The sequence below is a fragment of the Aeromonas sp. s13 genome (genome assembly GCF_040907905.1).
GTDB lineage: Bacteria > Pseudomonadota > Gammaproteobacteria > Enterobacterales > Aeromonadaceae > Aeromonas > Aeromonas veronii.
In genome coordinates, this window is sequence record NZ_JBFOCS010000011.1 from 1 (window position 1) to 16,850 (window position 16,850).

Annotated in this window: 17 protein-coding genes; 5 read left to right on the plus strand and 12 right to left on the minus strand. The window is 56.9% G+C overall.

Annotation, left to right across the window (positions count from 1 at the left end; translation table 11 throughout):
• Positions 1–595 precede the first annotated feature (595 nt).
• Positions 596–2,269, plus strand: a complete 1,674-nt coding sequence (locus tag AB5Y82_RS01435; RefSeq protein ID WP_368173558.1) for an SIR2 family protein — start codon at positions 596–598, stop codon at positions 2,267–2,269.
• A 567-nt stretch (positions 2,270–2,836) separates the two neighbouring features.
• Here the strand turns inward: AB5Y82_RS01435 and AB5Y82_RS01440 are convergent.
• Positions 2,837–3,379: a metal-dependent hydrolase gene (locus AB5Y82_RS01440; protein WP_368173559.1), complete on the minus strand. Its 543-nt coding sequence runs from the start codon at positions 3,377–3,379 to the stop codon at positions 2,837–2,839.
• 347 nt (positions 3,380–3,726) lie between these two features.
• On the opposite strand from AB5Y82_RS01440, the gene AB5Y82_RS01445 reads away from it, so the two are divergent.
• On the plus strand, positions 3,727–4,503 hold the full coding sequence (locus AB5Y82_RS01445; RefSeq protein ID WP_368173560.1) for a BPL-N domain-containing protein: 777 nt from the start codon (positions 3,727–3,729) through the stop codon (positions 4,501–4,503).
• 181 nt (positions 4,504–4,684) lie between these two features.
• Here the strand turns inward: AB5Y82_RS01445 and AB5Y82_RS01450 are convergent, their stop codons facing one another.
• Positions 4,685–4,834: a hypothetical protein gene (locus tag AB5Y82_RS01450; RefSeq protein ID WP_005338159.1), complete on the minus strand. Its 150-nt coding sequence runs from the start codon at positions 4,832–4,834 to the stop codon at positions 4,685–4,687.
• Between the two features lie 445 nt (positions 4,835–5,279).
• On the opposite strand from AB5Y82_RS01450, the gene AB5Y82_RS01455 reads away from it, so the two are divergent.
• Positions 5,280–7,379, plus strand: a complete 2,100-nt coding sequence (locus AB5Y82_RS01455; RefSeq protein ID WP_075115664.1) for a hypothetical protein — start codon at positions 5,280–5,282, stop codon at positions 7,377–7,379.
• A gap of 78 nt (positions 7,380–7,457) precedes the next feature.
• Here the strand turns inward: AB5Y82_RS01455 and AB5Y82_RS01460 are convergent, their stop codons facing one another.
• From AB5Y82_RS01460 to AB5Y82_RS01490, 7 genes are all read right to left on the minus strand, one after another.
• Entirely contained in the window at positions 7,458–8,666 is a 1,209-nt protein-coding gene (locus AB5Y82_RS01460; RefSeq protein ID WP_021230483.1) for a NupC/NupG family nucleoside CNT transporter, read from the minus strand.
• 358 nt (positions 8,667–9,024) lie between these two features.
• Entirely contained in the window at positions 9,025–9,450 is a 426-nt protein-coding gene (gene arsC / locus AB5Y82_RS01465) for a glutaredoxin-dependent arsenate reductase (protein ID WP_042054966.1), read from the minus strand.
• A gap of 75 nt (positions 9,451–9,525) precedes the next feature.
• Positions 9,526–10,590 (minus strand): ACR3 family arsenite efflux transporter, encoded by a 1,065-nt coding sequence (gene arsB / locus AB5Y82_RS01470; RefSeq protein ID WP_111901561.1) that lies wholly within the window; start codon positions 10,588–10,590, stop codon positions 9,526–9,528.
• A 109-nt stretch (positions 10,591–10,699) separates the two neighbouring features.
• The gene (gene arsA, locus AB5Y82_RS01475) at positions 10,700–12,463 is read right to left on the minus strand and encodes an arsenical pump-driving ATPase (protein ID WP_111901562.1); all 1,764 of its coding nucleotides are present in this window, start codon (positions 12,461–12,463) and stop codon (positions 10,700–10,702) included.
• A gap of 27 nt (positions 12,464–12,490) precedes the next feature.
• A complete protein-coding gene (arsD, locus tag AB5Y82_RS01480; protein WP_111901563.1) occupies positions 12,491–12,859 on the minus strand; it encodes an arsenite efflux transporter metallochaperone ArsD in 369 nt (122 codons plus the stop codon).
• Positions 12,860–12,863: 4 nt separating this feature from the next.
• Positions 12,864–13,232 (minus strand): helix-turn-helix transcriptional regulator, encoded by a 369-nt coding sequence (locus AB5Y82_RS01485; protein WP_005338181.1) that lies wholly within the window; start codon positions 13,230–13,232, stop codon positions 12,864–12,866.
• A gap of 257 nt (positions 13,233–13,489) precedes the next feature.
• Positions 13,490–13,888, minus strand: coding sequence for an META domain-containing protein (locus AB5Y82_RS01490; RefSeq protein ID WP_005359119.1), 399 nt, complete (start codon positions 13,886–13,888; stop codon positions 13,490–13,492).
• A gap of 157 nt (positions 13,889–14,045) precedes the next feature.
• Between AB5Y82_RS01490 and AB5Y82_RS01495 the strand changes: the two genes are divergently transcribed.
• On the plus strand, positions 14,046–14,525 hold the full coding sequence (locus AB5Y82_RS01495) for a hypothetical protein (protein ID WP_111901564.1): 480 nt from the start codon (positions 14,046–14,048) through the stop codon (positions 14,523–14,525).
• Between the two features lies 1 nt (position 14,526).
• On the opposite strand, the gene AB5Y82_RS01500 is transcribed toward AB5Y82_RS01495, so the two are convergent.
• Positions 14,527–15,006, minus strand: coding sequence for a putative 4-hydroxy-4-methyl-2-oxoglutarate aldolase (locus AB5Y82_RS01500; protein ID WP_005359114.1), 480 nt, complete (start codon positions 15,004–15,006; stop codon positions 14,527–14,529).
• Positions 15,007–15,048: 42 nt separating this feature from the next.
• The gene (locus tag AB5Y82_RS01505) at positions 15,049–15,456 is read right to left on the minus strand and encodes a DUF3293 domain-containing protein (RefSeq protein WP_111901565.1); all 408 of its coding nucleotides are present in this window, start codon (positions 15,454–15,456) and stop codon (positions 15,049–15,051) included.
• A 396-nt stretch (positions 15,457–15,852) separates the two neighbouring features.
• Here AB5Y82_RS01505 and arcA point away from each other — a divergent pair, with 396 nt between their 5' ends.
• A complete protein-coding gene (arcA, locus tag AB5Y82_RS01510; protein ID WP_005338193.1) occupies positions 15,853–16,572 on the plus strand; it encodes a two-component system response regulator ArcA in 720 nt (239 codons plus the stop codon).
• A gap of 164 nt (positions 16,573–16,736) precedes the next feature.
• Here the strand turns inward: arcA and AB5Y82_RS01515 are convergent.
• The coding region (locus AB5Y82_RS01515) for an integrase core domain-containing protein (protein ID WP_139742679.1) at positions 16,737–16,850 on the minus strand (114 nt) is incomplete at its 5' end.

Below are 16,850 nucleotides of genomic sequence, written 5' to 3' on the forward strand. Positions count from 1 at the left end.
AGATCAAAGGGAGCCTGACCGGCTCCCTTTCTTTTTATCTCGCTTGCACCCGCTTGCAGCTCTCGGCGTCTTGCCCCCTCTCCCTCCGGGAGAGGGCTGGGGTGAGGGGAATGTCCGTACTCTCTACTAACCCAGCAACCCACTTAAAACAGCTGCCAATCACTAATTGGTTGACCCAGCTCCGATTTCTATCAAAGCCATCTTTCCATGTCTCAATCCGGCCCCTTATGATAGCATTCGACACTCCGTCTCCAGGGAGAGCGTCATTAAAACGATGTTTGGTATCTCTCGGGTGAAAGCAGCGAACTGGGGGCTGTAACTCAAGAGCGGTAGCCTTGCTGGGATTTTCCATAGCCGGATCCTGAACTGTTCATTTTTAAAGGGGCCATGGAAGCATTAAACAAGGGGGGTAAACACACTCATTCGAGTATCAAAGGTGGAATGATAATATTTTTATTTAATTTGATTTTTTTCATGGCAACTATCAGAGCAGAGCGGAGTTATATGGAAGGCTCTGCTATCGGATTAGTGCAGCCTTCTACCTAAACACTGTTAGAACGGCCTAGGTACATTTGTTTTTATTCTGGAGCATATTTTGGCGGACTACTTGAAGCATTTTCCTGAGCCTTTTCTGGATGACATAGTTCAAGGCCGTTGCTTGCCTTTTATTGGAGCTGGATTTTCTCTAAATGCGCGCATCCCAGTCGGGAAGGAAATGCTAGATTGGGATGGGCTTGGCAAAAAAGTTGCGGCCTCACTGCCTGAGTATCAGTATACGACCGCGCTTGAAGCTATCTCAGCGTATTCACACGAATTCTCACGCGTGAAGCTTGTTGAGCTGTTGTCGTCCGCGTTACTAATCACAACTATTCAACCAGCGAAAGCACATGAAGAGTTTTGTCGGTTACCATTCGAGAAAGTGGTAACAACGAACTTTGATTTTTTGCTAGAGCAAGGCTATTCGCGCATCAGCAAATACTGCATCCCCCTGATCTCTGAAGAGCAACTCGCTGTTGGTAGTTATCAAGCTGGTGTGCGTCTTCTAAAGCTACATGGTGACCTCCACCACCCTAATCGGCTCGTGGTTACCGAAGAGGACTACGATGCGTTCTTGTCAAGCTACCCGTTACTTGCAACGCATCTTTCCAGCTTACTTATTGACCATACTCCGCTTTTTATCGGATATAGTCTCGATGACCCAGACTTTCGCCAAGTATGGCAAGTTGTCAAAGAGCGGCTAGGAACTTTACGACGTCCAGCGTACGTGTTGCAGGTAGGTGCAGCATCTCATACCGTCGCGCGGTACGAGCGCAGGGGGGTAAAGGTCATAAACTTACCGAGGACTCCTTCACTGTCCTACGCTCAAGTTCTCGAGTGCGTATTTAAAGAGTTGCTCGAATACTGGTCTACAAAGGTCATTTCACTGAGTACTGCTACAGAGCCCGAACCACAAGCAGAGCTCTCTTTACCTGCAGACGCGCAAAGTCGGCTAGCATTTTTTTCGGTGCCAACCCGTTACGCAGCTATATATAAGGCTCGCATATACCCGATCGCAGAGAAATACGGCTTCAGCCCTATCATGGCGGCAGACGTTGTTGCTCCAGGTGATAACCTTATGGCAAAGGTATACGCTCTCATAGAGAGGTCGGCCATTGTTGTAGCGGATTTAAGTTCGCCAAACACTACTTTCGAAGTCGGTATGGCTTTGTCAAAGGAAGGGCTTGGAAAACCTCTTATCCTAATTGCTGAGGATCACGTAACTGTACCATTTGACCTTTCTGGTCACGTAGTTATTCGCCGACCTCGTTCTTTGGATGATGATTCCCCATCATTTATCAAAAGTATTGAGGAAGCTATGGCGAAGGAGTTCTCGCTTATTTCGCCAGCACTAGAAGATGAACCAAGTCGCCTAATCTCTAAGAAGGAATATCGAGCAGCTGTTATATCAGCTTTTTCTCTTCTTGAGCATGAGCTCCGTAACTTGTTTGAGTCATCCGGTCTCGAGATGTTTTCGGTACGAGCGGGTATCGGGGGACTCTTGGAGTATGCAGTCAAATTGAAAGCTATTTCATCTGCAGAATTCAGCACTATCAGGCAACATGTAACTGTGCGCAACAAAATAGCCCATACGCGTAGCGAGGTAACAGCTCAGCACGCAAAAGTGATTGTCCGAGATCTGAAAAATGCTATCGGAAAGGTTCGCAAGGTGGTGATTGACCGACAGAGGACGCAGTTGGTACCTACAATTGAAATTGGTTCTAACGAGTGAATGAACCCGACAAAGTCCTCCGCGCTTCGCGTTCCGGACTTTGCGGGTTATTCTGGCGTCATGCATCAGTGAGGAAATGAATGTACTCCTCAGACTTTTCAGATAACAAAGAATCTGTCTTTGATGTCTTCAATGCCCAAATCTGGCACAACCACCTTTCTTAGCAAGGCGTAGCATAGCCAACATTCAAAATGATGGGTGTCCCAGCTCTACCGCATCTCAGTCCAAAAAGTTAACGTTGGAAAATTTGAAAAGTTGCATGACAGAAATCAGCCGAAAAACAACTGGCCACACTCTGCTTTTCTCTGTTTCTGTTAAGACTCGGATTTCGCGCCTTTGGCTATGACCAGCTTTATCACAATCCGAATGACCCCTACGGTATATCGGATTTGATTGAAGTGGCGTTAACCCTCATTTATCTGGTGAGTCTGGGTCTCTGCATACTGCATGCCGTGTGGATATTGCTCCGACACCGGGATCAGGGTGCCTTGGGGGCATCAGCCCTGCTCGCCCTCTGTGCCCTCCAGTGGCACAGTTATGACTATCTTCATCACTTGGCCGCCAGTCTTAGCATCCCCTAGGACCCCTGCCCCACACCCGCCATCCCATCAACACCAGCATCAACACAACCCCCGGCAGCCAAACCCAGTAGAGCTCGGAGAGGATCACCGCTTCACCTCGGGCGGTGAGATAGGCCTCCAGCTTGAAGGGGGCGACCCGGATCACCTGCCAGGGGGCAAAGAAACGCTCGTCACGCCACGGCCAGAGCCAGCCAACCCCCTTGCCGCCGGTAGTGAGGGAATCGAGCAGGCTATGGGAGAGTAGCGAGACCAGCAGAAACGACCAGACGGTGGCGGCGCTGGCCCGAAATTGGCGGTGAAACAGCATGGCCAGTGTGGGCAAGGCAAAGGCAAACAGCAGTGAGTGGGTAAAGCCGCGGTGGCCAAAGACATGGCCGTAGGCGACCCCTAGTTTAAAGGCCAGCACATCGGCATCGGGCAGCATGGCGATGGCAACCCCTGCCAGCAGCAGGCGGGGCGGGATAATCCGGCTGCCAAGCCCGAGCCCAAGGCAGAGGGGTACGGCGGCGTGGGTGACTATGGTGGGCATAGAGTAAAGCTCCAACTGAAAACGTGAGGCTACCCTACCCCCGCTCGGTGAAGTGAAGGTGAAGTGCACTTTCTTTTGTTGTTGGATATCCCCCTCGAATCCTTATCCATCAGCCATAAAAGGCGTCACTCCGGAAGTGATGAAAACGGCTGTTGCACGCCCCCCTAAGCCGAGGCCGAGCTTCTGTCGTTTGTCCCTTATGTATTGGCTCGTTCGTTGTGTGTCGAACGCAGGCCCAATCAGCGTTGGCGCGTTAACTTGAAATGTTCATTTAACAGCGGCTGACATGCAGAACGGGATCGTGATAAGTAGTCTCTTCGATTCACATCACAGGGATAGTGGCAGCGATGAATGTATCAAAAAGCATCAGGCTGATTGCGAGCGTTATCAGCCTTTGGTTAATGACAGGATGCATGGCAGAGGCAGCCTCTGCACAGCCGCAGCAAGAGCCTTACGCGCTGATCTATAACGGGCCGGTTTCTGATGGGGATAGCACCAAGGCGATTGCGGATGTGGTCAGGCAGGTGGGTTTGCCAGTCAGGTATCTCTCCAATATCGAGGCGCTGCCTGCAGAGCTCGATAATGCCAGGGTGTTTATCGTTGGTGGCACTGAGGATGATGTTGAGCCACTCCTCAACGCCTTCACCGCGGACGCTCGTTCGGCGTTAAAAACCTATTTGCAGAACGGCGGCCGCTACCTCGGGATCTGTGGGGGTGCCTTTGTGGCATCCACCGGCTGGTCTGAAGAAGAGGGCTTTGTGCCGGCGCTGGGCCTTGTCCCTGCGACATCCGATGATTATGACGGCGACTTTAGCGCCAGGATCTTCCCGATCAGCTGGCTTGGTGAAGAGCGCCAGATGTATTACCAGGGCGGCCCGCAATTTACGCCGGTACCAAGCCCAGAGCAGGTCAAGGTCATCGCCCATTTTCAAAACCATCATATTGCCGCGCTGATCAGCTCATACGGCAAAGGCAAGGTGGCCGTTTCCGGGCCACACCCCGAAGCCCCCGAATCGTGGAAAGAGAATGCGGTGAATGGCGACAAGATGGAGTCGAATATTCATCTGGCTGCAGGACTCGTTAACGAGTTGCTCTCCGAAGAGCCCGTCACCCATTCGAAGTAGTCGCGCCCCTACGCCCCTGGATGTGACCCCATTGCTCGGCCCGGAAGTCAGGCCATCCAATCAGCTACTATCCATAAAAAAGCCACCGACCTGCAAAAGGTCGGTGGTTTTTTATCGGTGGTAGATAACGGGTAGCCGATACGAAGCGTTCGCTACCTCAACTTTCGCCCGGGAGCGAGCACTACTCCTCCTGCTCCTCCGGTTGTCTCTCCTCACCCCGTATCTGTAGCAGCTCCTCGACCCTGGCTTGCCACTTGTCGTGGGCCTGTTTGCGCTCCTGCTGCATAAATGCTTCTCGCATGGTGTCGATTTTCTGGTCAAGTGTTTCCATCAGAGTGTCTCCTTGTGTGACCGCGTAAAGACTGGCTGACGGCGCGTTGGCCAACCTGCTCCCCTAATCTGACACCGCTAATGCCGTTACTGCCCAATCAAATAATCGATTGGAAGTACCAAAACCAATCTAAAAATTCTTTTTCGTGTTTATTCCACCACGCCAGCGCAAGGGAAACAGGCCGTTCAGAGCGGGATAATCCGGCACGCGGCCAACACATGATTGAGTGCAGTCGTCCCCATTTTCAGGGGAATGGGGCGCCGTTGCCCCGTCCGTCCAGTGGGGGGGGACCAGCTGATTTCCGGGATGTTGCTGTGCCCATGATCACACAGTCACAACTCTCGCCCTCCTCTCACCGCGCCCCCGCTTTTTATCATCTAGAGTTAGCGGGCAGTCCAAAAGCTGCTGATTTATATACATTCGCCGCCAAGAGGGATCTTTTTTCATGACCGAGCATATCGATCTGCTACCTATCAGCACGGATGATGAGCAGGACGCAGGCAACCGTTACCTCTACTACACCGAAGGGGATCTGGCCCGCATTCTTGCCAATCTGGAACAGCTGCGCCACGCGGTGTTTCCGGCCGCCATCGGAGAGAGCGAAACGGGCGCCGCCGTACCCCACAACTTTCCGTCCGTCTGTCTGGTGGGGCTGGGACGCTGCGGCTCCAACATCGCGCAGGATGTGGCCTCGCTGGTCTACAACGCCCGTAGCTTTTATCTCAATGAATTCAACAGTGAAGAGCAACGAAAGCGGGAGAAGGAGTTTGGTCCGGTGAGCTGGATCCGGCGCAACCTGCGACTGCCAAACAACGGGGCCCGGCCGGTCTTTCTGATCGAGCCCATGGTGATGCTGGGGGATCTGGACAAGGACATCGATGGCCGCATCCGCCACTCCAATCGCAGCGGCGAAGGTGGCTCCTTGCGTGACTACGCCAAGATGCGGGTGATGGACTTGTCGGAGATCCACGCGGGAGGCGCGGGTAACGCCCCCATCCTTGGCCAGTATCTGGCCAAGATCATCCTCAACAAAAGCCCCCACTACTTCGCCAACTCCGAGTGGCAAGCCATTCATACCTATCTGGTGGACTCCTGCGGCATCAAGGCCAACCAGTCACGCCTCTATTTCTACATTTTCAGTGCCGGGGGCGGCACCGGCTCCGGCATGGCCTCCGAGTTCGGGCTGGCCCAGCAGTACTCCTACATGAGCAAGACCTTTTCGCCCCCGTCAGAAGAGGAGGAGCACCTCTCTCTCGGGGAGCACTTCATGTTCGATCCCATCTTCACCAGCGGCATCTGCATCCTGCCCAATATCTGTGATCGGGGTATCGAGATCTCGGAAGCACTGCACATCAACGCGGGGCGCCTGCTGTGCAAGTACCTGGCCGAGGAGTGGGACTTCTCCTATCACTTCGACAACGAGCAGGCGTGCGATGCCAGCATGCTCAAGCGGATCAGACCCTGGAATGCCATGATGCTGATCTCCAACGACATCATGCGCTACGCCGAAGAGAGCGACGATGGCGAGATCCAGCATGTTGATGTCAACACCATGGAGAAGTACGCCAACCAGTACATCTCCCAGCAGATCTTCAACATTCTTACCGCCCAGGCCGTCACCACCGACTACGACGAGAACTACTTTCGCCGGGCGGGCATCGACATCAGCGAGACCATTCGGCTCGATGCCAACGACCTCTTTATGAGTCTGGCGGGGCCGGTGGCGGTGGCATATGCCGAGTCCATCTCGCCCCCCGGCGGCCTGTTTGACAAGGAGGACGGGCTCAATGTGGACGATCTCTTCACCCGTTCCATCGAGCTGCCCCACTTCAACAAGATGACCCAGGCCATCGAGGGGATCAGTCTGCTGCCCATCGAGGCGGGCAACTATCGGGAGTATCTGGACGACTATGTGAAAAGCGGCCATGACCCGGCCCACCTCAACGAGCTGCACTTCTTCAAGAACTGCTCCTCTGTGGTGTCGATCATCTCCCTGCCCAAGGAGTACAAGCTCTCCTATATGGATCTCAACCGGCTCAAGTCTCACCTCAACGGGCTCTTCCCCAATACCACCCTCAAGCGCTATGCGCTGGTCATCGGAGCGTCGGCCAACATCTCCCTCACCACCCTGATCGTCAAGAGCCCCTGCCTGAGCGATGACTTCCTGACCCTGATCGTGGCCTTTATCAAGCGCTGCTTTGCCAAGGATCACTATCGCTTCGATGAGCATCTGGACAAGGCGGTGATCGAGATGATCTGCAATGAGGAGTGGAACGATGCGCTGCTCGACAGCATGCTCAACGAGTTCGAGAACCCGGCCAAGATCCTCGATACCAACTGGTACGCCATCAAGCCCATGTATGAGAAGAAATATCGGGAGCTTATCCGCGAGAAGGAGAAGTTCGTCTCCATCAACGATATTCGCCTCAGTCGCGAATCGGTGAAAAAGGCGCTGCTCTATCTGCGGGAGATCTATCGCCACCGGGTCAGCAAGACCCGGATCCTCTCCCTCAACCCACGGCTGGGGGAAGCGAACGCTCGCTAGCACCCGACCCATAAAGCAAAGCGCCCGCCCCAGATGGGGCGGGCGCTTTTTTTACTGGCGCAGCCTCGCTTTATCTCATCAGAGGGAGACAAAGATCCCGGCCAGAGTGGCGCTCATCAGGTTGGCGAGGGTCGCCGCCAGCACCGCCTTGAAGCCCATATTGGCCACATCGTGACGGCGCTCCGGCGCCATGGTGCCGATGGAGCCAAGCTGCACCGCAATAGAGCCCAGATTGGCAAAACCGCACAGGGCGAAGGTGATGATGATCTGGGTATGGGCACTCAGGTCAGCCTTGATATTGGCAAAATCCAGATAGGCGACGAACTCGTTCATGATCACCTTCTGACCAATCAGGGAGCCTGCCGCCATCATCTCGCTGGCGGGCACGCCAATCAGCCAGGCCACCGGGGCAAACAGATAACCCAGCAGCTGTTGCAGGGAGAGATCCGCCCAGCCGAACCACTCGCCGACGGTGGTGAGACCAGCATTGATCATGGTGATGACGCTGACAAAGGCGAGCAGGATAGTACCTATGGCCACGGCGATCTTCATGCCGCCCATGGCGCCGCCCGCCAGCGCGTCGATGGCGTTGCTGTAGTCGCTCTTGTCGAGGGTGATCTCGGTCTGATCGCTCACCTGCTGCTGCTCCGGCACCAGCAGTTTGGCCATCAGCAGGCCACCGGGCGCCGCCATAAAGGAAGCGGCGATCAGGTATTTAAGATCCACCCCCAGACCGGCGTAACCGCCCAGCACCGAGCCCGCCACCGAGGCCATGCCACAGGTCATCACCGCAAAGAGTTCAGAGCGGGTCATACCGGCGAGGAAGGGACGAATAAGCAGCGGCGACTCCCCTTGCGAGAGGAAGATATTGCCGGTGGCCACCAGGGATTCGGCGCGGCTGGTGCCGAGCAGGCGATGAATGGCACCGCCCAATACCCGGATCACCCACTGCATGATGCCGAAGTGGTAGAGCACGGCGATCAGCGCGCTGATAAAGATCACCAGCGGCAGCACCCGCACGGCGAAGATGAAGCCGTTGCTGGCCAGATCGCCAAACACGAAACGGATGCCGCTGTCGGCAAAGCCGAGCAGGGCTGAAACGCCATTGCTCATGGCACCGAGCATGATTTGTCCGGGGGGGAAATAGAGCACCAGAGCGGCAAAACCGGTTTGCAGGGCGAGCGCACCTAGCACGGTTCGCCAGCGGATGGCTCGGCGGTTTTCACTCGCCAGCCAGGCGATAAACATCAGGGCCAGCATACCGACCAGACTCAATAACAGTGTCATCTTGCACCTATGAAGAGAGGAGTTTCATATGGCAAGTCTGCAGACAGGCGTCGCGGGAGATCCGGCGGGAGAGGTGCCGACCCACGCGACACGCAGACCACAAACCTACAGGTTAGTGGCGGGTCCCATCCTGGGGTCATTCACGTTCCGGGTGACAGCATGTATCGGGTGACGCCAGCGCCGTCGCAGGGGGAGATGCGGCCGGGTGGCAGGTCGGGCGGCGATGGTACAGTGATCATCGTCGCAGAAAAAGCGGTAAAACGATTGGCCGGAATAACTTTTTCAACTTGTTCACACAACGAAACAGGGCCAGCGTGACGCTGGCCCTGTTTCAATCCGTACTTGAGTACTCAGATGATTACTTGAGGCGCTTGCCGCTCGCATCCACCACCTGCTCGCCATCCTCCTTGGCGAAGGCCCCTTTTTGCTGATCGGGCAATATATCGAGCACCACTTCCGACGGACGGCACAGTTTGGTGCCAAGCGGCGTAACGACGATGGGGCGGTTGATGAGGATGGGGTGAGCCAGCATGGCATCGATCAGTTCATCATCGCTGAAACGATCTTCCGCCAGTCCGAGCGCCTCGTAGGGGGGCACGTTCTTGCGCAGCAGATCGCGCACCGGCATGCCCATGGCGGCGATCAGCGCCACCAGCTGGTCGCGGGAGGGGGGCGTCTCCAGATAGTGGATGACTGTGGGCTCGACGCCGCTGTTGCGGATCAGCTCCAGGGTGTTACGGGAGGTACCACATTCCGGGTTGTGATAGATGGTGATTGCACTCATTTGCGTGTCTCTCATTAATCAAGTGAATAGAAAATGGATAGCATCAGTTCGCGGCCATCTGTTAGCGGCCATCAGTTAACGGCCCAACCCCGCTTCGTACCAGGGTTTGCTGGCGTTAACCACCCGCACCACCAGCAGCATGACCGGCACCTCGATCAGCACCCCGACCACGGTGGCGAGCGCCGCGCCGGAGTGAAAGCCGAACAGGCTGATGGCGGCGGCCACCGCCAGCTCGAAGAAGTTGGAGGCTCCGATCAGGGCGGAAGGACAGGCGACCGAGTGCTTCTCCCCCACCTTGCGGTTGAGCCAGTAAGCCAATCCCGAGTTGAACAGCACCTGGATCAGGATGGGCACCGCCAACAGGGCGATAACCAGCGGCTGCTCAATGATGGCGTTGCCCTGAAAGGCGAACAGCAGCACCAGAGTGAGCAGCAGGGCTGCCACCGACCAGGGCTGGATGCGGGTCATGACGCCGTCAAAATGGGCCTCTCCCTTTTTCAGCAAGGCCTTGCGCAGCAGTTGGGCGATGATGACCGGGATGACGATATAGAGCACCACAGAAGTGAGCAGGGTATCCCACGGCACAACTATGCTGGAGACCCCGAGCAGCAGCGCCACCAGCGGGGCGAAGGCAAACACCATGATGAGGTCATTCACCGCCACCTGCGACAGGGTAAAGTAGGGATCGCCGTTGGTGAGGCGACTCCAGACAAACACCATGGCGGTGCAGGGGGCCGCCGCCAGCAGGATCAGGCCCGCTACGTAACTGTCGAGTTGATCTGCCGGCAGCCAGTCGGCAAACAGCACGCGGATAAAGAGCCAGCCGAGGAAGGCCATGGAGAAGGGCTTGACCAGCCAGTTGATAAAGAGGGTGACCCCAATGCCCTTCATATGGCCCTTCACCTGATGCAGGGCGCCGAAGTCGATCTTGAGCAGCATGGGGATGATCATCACCCAGATCAGCAGCCCCACCGGCAGGTTGACCTTGGCCACCTCCATGGCACCGATCGCCTTGAAGAGATCCGGCAAACCCTGCCCAAGCCCAATCCCCACCAGAATGCAGAGAGCGACCCAGGCGGTCAGATAACGTTCAAAAAAGCCGATGGCAGGCACGGCCTTGGCATCACATGTTGCAGACATCACAGCTCCCGATGCGGCGCAATTTCGCATCTTCTATTGGTTCAACACACGGGTTTATAACAAGTAACGGCATATTCAAGCCGCCCCGGCAGCAGGCCGGGGCGGCGACTCAATGGTGCTGGCAGAGGCGGCGCAGGGCATCGGGCCCCACCGGCTCCTCGGCGAGCAGCGGCACCACGGCGTAGCGTCTGGCATGTTGCTGCTCGACCGCCTCGATATGGGGCTGCTGGCGTTCAGCCCGCAGTTGTAGCAGCGGCGAGCTGACCGCAGCTTGCTGCAAGCTGTGGTTGATGAGCCAGCCCCACGGCTCGATACCGGCGCGGCGCAGATCGGCCTGCAGATTCGCCGCCTCCTGCACTGGCGTCGGCTCGGGCAGCGTCACAATCAACACCTTGGTCTGCTTGGGGTCCTGCAACTGCATCATGGGGGTGGTGAAGTGCAGCCCCTTGTTTCCCATCTGGCGAGCGATCTCCCTGTGATAGGCGCCGGTGGCGTCGAGCAGCAGCAGGGTGTGGCCGGTGGGGGCGGTATCCATCACCACGAAGCGCTTGCCCGCCTCGCGAATGATGCGCGAGAAGGCCTGAAACACGGCGATCTCCTCGGTACAGGGGGAGCGCAAGTCCTCTTCCAGCAGTGCCCGCCCCTGCTCGTCCAGCGCAGCCCCCTTGGTGGCCAGCACCTGGGCGCGGTAACGCTCGGTCTCGGCGTGGGGGTCGATGCGACTCACCTCAAGATGGGGCAAGCTACCTGCCAGCGTCTCGCTCAGGTGTGCGGCGGGATCCGAGGTGGTGAGGTGCACCGGCAAACCGCGACTCGCCAGCTCCACCGCCACGGCGGCCGCCAGCGTGGTTTTGCCCACCCCGCCCTTGCCCATCAGCATGATAAGGCCGTGACCATCGGCGGCCAGCTCGTCCACCAGCGAACTCAACTCGGGCTGGGCTTGCTTGACAGTGGACTGTACTGTCGGGGATTGGGCGGCTGCTCCCTCTGATTGCAGCAACAGCCGCAAACTATCGAGCCCCACCAGATTGGTGGCCAGCAGCGGGATATGATCCTGCGCCAGCCCCTTTATCCCTTGCGGCATCTGGGCGAGAGCCTGTTGCTCGCGCTGCCAGAGCGCCATTGCCAGCGGATCTCCGGCAATGGCGCCTTCGGGGAAGAGGCCATTGATCACCAACTGCTGATTCAACAAGCCAATGGCGGCCAGCTCTTCGTGGGTGCGAGCCACTTCCCGCAGAGTGGATTGCTGGGCGCGTGCCACCAGCACCAAGCGGGTGCGGGCAGCATCAGCCAGTGCGGCGACCGCGTCGGCATACTGGCTGCGCTGCTTCTCCAGCCCCGCCAGCGGGCCAAGGCAGGAGGCATCCCCCTTGCCCTGCTCCAGAAATTCGCTCCAGGCTCCCGGCAATTGCAGCAGCCGGATGGTGTGGCCGGTTGGCGCCGTATCAAAGACGATGTGGTCATACTCGGCCAGCAGCGTTTGGCCGGTCAGCAGGGCGGTGAATTCGTCAAAGGCGGCGATCTCGGTGGTGCAGGCGCCGGAGAGCTGCTCCTCGATGCTGCGCACCACGCTCTCGGGCAACTTGCCGCGCACCGGCCCGACGATCCGCTCCCGATAGGCTTTGGCCGCCGCGGGGGGATCTATCTCCAGCGCCGACAAACCGGGCACAGCGGCGATGGTGGTGACGCGATTGCCGATCTCGGTGGCAAACACCTGCCCCACGTTGGAGGCAGGATCTGTGCTCACCAGCAACACCCGCTTGCCAATATCACAGAGAGCCACCGCACTGGCGCAGGCCAGCGAGGTCTTGCCCACCCCGCCCTTGCCGGTGAAAAAGAGAAACGGCGGTGGATTGGTCAGAAAATGGTACATAGCCTCTCCCGAATGGTGCGTCACGACTCAGCAGCAACCGCTGCCAGAGCAGCAGCCGCCCTTGACGATCCCCTTGATGGCCGCTTGCGGCGCAGGCAGCCCGGCATAACGGGCCAGCTCGCTGCGGCTCGGATAACGGCCGGTCAACACCACCTGCCCCTCTACCAGCACCAGTGGCAACCCCTCCTCCCCGGCGTGGGTCAGAAAAGCGCTGACGGCAGGTGTCTCGGCAAATTGCATCGGCTGCAGGGCCAGATTGAAACGCTCGATGGCCACTCCCTGCTCTTTGGCCCAGGCAAGGTCGGCTGCGAAGGTGACCAGAGCCTGATCAACCTCGGTACCGCAGACACCGCTGGAGCAGCAGAGGGCGGGATCAAAAATCTGAATGGAGGACATGGCATTACTCCTTGTTGCAGCAGGGCTGCGCAGGCAGAACATGGGGGGAGCAGGCTGACTCGGCACGCATCACGCCGCACGCCTCGGGATGACCGGCGCAGCACTCCTCGGTGAGGTAGGCGATCACATCCAGCATCAGGGGAATATTGGCGCGGTAGCGCAGAAAGCGCCCCTCCTGCTCCACCGACAGCAGACCGGTGTTGAGCATCGCCTTGAGGTGAAACGAGAGGGTATTGGGGGCAATATCGAGCTCGCTGGCCAGTTCACCGGCGACCCGCCCCTCCAGCCCGGCCTTCACCAGCAGCCGCCATACATCGAGCCGGATGCCGGATGCCAGCGATTCAAAGACCTTGGTGGCCATCTCTTTGTTCATCTTCACTCCCCTTGGTGCGACTTTTCATTTCAACTATACAAGAATCATTGAAATGATCAAGATACGTACCAAAGCGAAGATACGAGATTCTGGTATCAAACCGGGCTGACTGGAGAATCGACGAGTGAACAACAGTAGCGGACGACCACGCAGGGTTCATCGCAGATAAACAGACGCCCTCCAGAGGGAGGGCGTATCAGAGCGTTTGACCCGCCAGCACAGTCAGCGCTGTCGGGGCAATCAGACGAACGCGTGCCTTATTTGGCAGCAGGCACGGCGTTAAAGGTGAGCAGGGCCGCCTTGTTGGCATCGCTCAGAGTCAGCTGGTTGCCGTTGATGGAGTAGGTTGCCACCTTCTCCAGCTTTTGCAGGAACTCGGTCTCTTTGTTCATGGCGTCGCCGATGCACATCATGCGAGTAGAGCCCATGGCGCCCAGCGTCAAGACACCGTCACCCTGCTTGGTGATACCGCCAAAATAGCGGTTGCAGCCGCCCTTGCCCGCCACCTTGCCGTCGACCACTTGCAGGGTGAAGGTATCGCCGGTGGCGCCTTGCAGCTGCCAGCTGGATGCTTGCAGTTGAGCCATGCTGGAACCCGTTGCCATTGCGCAGCCTCCCAGTGCCAGCGCGGCCAGCAGAGTCAGTTTCTTGTTCATGGATTCACCTCTTAATGATTAGAGCCATCAATACGGCAGCCTGTTTATCATGGCTGACGCCCATGCCAAAGGATTTTATTGTGATCTCGCTTCACTTTACTACCAGCTGGCATGTGCCATGCTTAGGCTCAGTTCCGGACCCAGGGAGGGGAAACGAATGGTCAAATCGCTCATCATCACACTGCTTGCAACCTGCGCCAGCATGGCCGCACAGGCCGCCGACTGGGCAGTGGTTCAGCCGCAATCCAACCCGTCTCTCTATGTCAAAAGTTACTCGGGTGTGCTGCTCAATGGCCATAGCCATCACAGCGACAGTTTTGATCTCTGGCTGGTCAATAGCGGCTATCAATATCCGGTGGTGGATGATGTGACCCTCTTTATGGAAGCGGGCCCAGCGGTGGCGGATCAGAACCGCCAATCAGGTTTCAATATGAGCTCCGGTGTACGCTACCAGCTCTCTCCGGCATTCAATATCGGCAGCCAGATCAAGCATCTCGATCTCAACAAGGCCAGCACCCTGCTGGAGCTCAACTCCAACCTACTGCTGACACCGAGACTCTCCCTCACCGCCAACTACGGGGTCAGCGCCATCACAGCCGATCAGGCGCTGAGCCTGGGGGTCGGTTTCAACTTCTGAATCAGATCAGCGGCGTGGCACTCACCACCACGCCGTTGCGATCCGCATAGACATAATCCCCTTCGTGGATGGTCACCCCGGCAAAGCTGACCACAGCCCCAAGCTCTCCCAATCCCCGCTTCTCGGTCTTGACCGGACAGGCCGCCAGCGCCTTGACCCCGAGTGCCAATGTCGCCAGGGTGCCCACATCCCGCGCCGCGCCGTGGATCAGGATCCCCTCCCACCCCTGCTCCACCGCCTTGACCGCCAGTTGATCGCCCAGCAGCGCACGGCGCAGCGAGCCGCCGCCGTCGATCACCATCACCTTGCCGTGACCGGGGCGGGTCACCAGATCCCGCACCAGACTGTTGTCTTCATAACAGGAGAGCGTTACGGCGCGACCATAGAAGATGGTCTTGCCGCCAAAATCCTGAAACACCGGGTCGGCCACTTGCAGCAAGTCGCCATGTTGATCGCAGAGGTCGGGCAGGAGATCCAGCATGATTTGATTCCTTTCAGATACATGAAGGTATTCATTCTTTCATCAGGCAAGGTTTCTGGCAATCCAGAAGGATTCAATATTGCCCAGATAAACTGCTGATTTATCCATCAATACTGGTGTCAGCCAGAGCTGGCCATCCTCCACCCAGTAGAGAGCATTCTGGCCAAAACGCGCAGCCAGCTGACGGGCTTGTAGCAGGGATAGCGCCACCGCCAGCGATGACTCCTGCCAGCGTTCGTCCGGGTCAGATCCCCAAAATGGCCCCACCACGGGCACCTGCAAATCCACTGTCAGATGGCGCCACATCGCCCGTTCCCGCCGCATATTGCGTCGTTGTGTGACCCACTGGCTGGCCGGATTCCAGGCTGTGATGATGGCAAAGGCAGACCAGTCTGGTGGCTCAAATGGCGCGATAAAGCAGATTTTCTTGTAGTTTTCCCACAAATTCATGTCAATCACATGTTACATTCCATTACATTTTGTAGGGGCGAAAACCCGGTTCAGGCCAAGTATGATGCTGCTGTACCAGGGTTTGACCTATATCAAATCAGAGTTAAAAAGTTGCTATCTGACGGCAAAGAGTGTTGTTATGCTCCTGTTAACTGATAAAATGCGGCCACTTTCGTAATGGACGACCTTTCCAGGCTCTGCTCGACCAGACTTGTCGGGAACCTATAAGTGGCACAGGGATACTTGCCGGTACTGATGCCTAATTCGCGATATTCCGACCTGACTCTCATACCCAGGATGACGTAATAAATTTTCAGGATCAGTCAGGAAATCGGTTTGAAACGCCAAAGAGTGTTAAATTTAAGATAATTAACTGATAAGAATCTGGGAATACTCATGCAAACACCACACATTCTGATCGTCGAAGACGAGCTGGTCACACGCAATACCCTGAAAAGCATTTTTGAAGCCGAAGGCTACATCGTGCTCGAAGCCAACAACGGCGACGAAATGCATCAAGCCCTCACTTCCCACACCATCAATCTGGTGATCATGGACATCAACCTGCCGGGCAAGAACGGCCTGCTGCTGGCCCGTGAACTGCGTGAGAACGACAACATCGCTCTGATGTTCCTGACCGGTCGTGACAACGAAGTGGACAAGATCCTGGGTCTGGAGATCGGCGCCGATGATTACATCACCAAGCCGTTCAACCCGCGCGAGCTGACTATCCGTGCCCGCAACCTGCTGAGCCGCACCATGAACGTGGCTGCCGGTGGCGAAGAGAAGAAACTGGTTGAGCGCTACCTGTTCAACGGCTGGGCGCTGGATATCAACAGCCGCGCACTGGTCAGCCCGACTGGCGACATGTTCAAGCTGCCGCGCTCCGAGTTCCGCGCCATGCTGCACTTCTGCGAAAACCCGGGCCAGATCCAGACCCGTGCCGAGCTGCTGAAGAAGATGACCGGCCGTGAGCTCAAGCCCCACGACCGTACCGTCGATGTGACCATCCGTCGCATTCGCAAACACTTCGAAAGCGTCAACGATACTCCGGAGATCATCGCCACCATCCACGGTGAAGGCTACCGTTTCTGTGGTGAGCTGGAGCAGGAATAAGCTCCCGCTACGCTGTTGATCTGAAAAGGCGCCTCGGGCGCCTTTTCTGTCTCTGCGGTTTGCCTTAAAGCTTAGAAATGGTGAGCGTGACGTCGAACGGCGCACAAGACAGATGTGTCTAGTCCTGAAATAGGTTTACACATTTTCAACTAGCGTTTCTCTACTCAGAACCCCCTATGTACTGCATCGGGGGTTCTGTATTTCAACGCGTGATGCGGCCGCTCTGCGTTGTAAATATCCACCGCTTCACGCACCATTTCCCGCGCTTGCGTCAAATC

Excerpts from the sequence above, each read along its gene's own strand:
- AB5Y82_RS01440 (WP_368173559.1), bottom strand. The coding sequence starts at position 3,379 with ATGCCCACCATAGTCACCCACGCCGCCGTACCCCTCTGCCTTGGGCTC.
- AB5Y82_RS01445 (WP_368173560.1), top strand. The coding sequence starts at position 3,727 with ATGAATGTATCAAAAAGCATCAGGCTGATTGCGAGCGTTATCAGCCTT.
- AB5Y82_RS01450 (WP_005338159.1), bottom strand. The coding sequence starts at position 4,834 with ATGGAAACACTTGACCAGAAAATCGACACCATGCGAGAAGCATTTATG.
- AB5Y82_RS01455 (WP_075115664.1), top strand. The coding sequence starts at position 5,280 with ATGACCGAGCATATCGATCTGCTACCTATCAGCACGGATGATGAGCAG.
- AB5Y82_RS01460 (WP_021230483.1), bottom strand. The coding sequence starts at position 8,666 with ATGACACTGTTATTGAGTCTGGTCGGTATGCTGGCCCTGATGTTTATC.
- arsC (WP_042054966.1), bottom strand. The coding sequence starts at position 9,450 with ATGAGTGCAATCACCATCTATCACAACCCGGAATGTGGTACCTCCCGT.
- arsB (WP_111901561.1), bottom strand. The coding sequence starts at position 10,590 with ATGTCTGCAACATGTGATGCCAAGGCCGTGCCTGCCATCGGCTTTTTT.
- arsA (WP_111901562.1), bottom strand. The coding sequence starts at position 12,463 with ATGTACCATTTTCTGACCAATCCACCGCCGTTTCTCTTTTTCACCGGC.
- arsD (WP_111901563.1), bottom strand. The coding sequence starts at position 12,859 with ATGTCCTCCATTCAGATTTTTGATCCCGCCCTCTGCTGCTCCAGCGGT.
- AB5Y82_RS01485 (WP_005338181.1), bottom strand. The coding sequence starts at position 13,232 with ATGAACAAAGAGATGGCCACCAAGGTCTTTGAATCGCTGGCATCCGGC.
- AB5Y82_RS01490 (WP_005359119.1), bottom strand. The coding sequence starts at position 13,888 with ATGAACAAGAAACTGACTCTGCTGGCCGCGCTGGCACTGGGAGGCTGC.
- AB5Y82_RS01495 (WP_111901564.1), top strand. The coding sequence starts at position 14,046 with ATGGTCAAATCGCTCATCATCACACTGCTTGCAACCTGCGCCAGCATG.
- AB5Y82_RS01500 (WP_005359114.1), bottom strand. The coding sequence starts at position 15,006 with ATGCTGGATCTCCTGCCCGACCTCTGCGATCAACATGGCGACTTGCTG.
- AB5Y82_RS01505 (WP_111901565.1), bottom strand. The coding sequence starts at position 15,456 with ATGAATTTGTGGGAAAACTACAAGAAAATCTGCTTTATCGCGCCATTT.
- arcA (WP_005338193.1), top strand. The coding sequence starts at position 15,853 with ATGCAAACACCACACATTCTGATCGTCGAAGACGAGCTGGTCACACGC.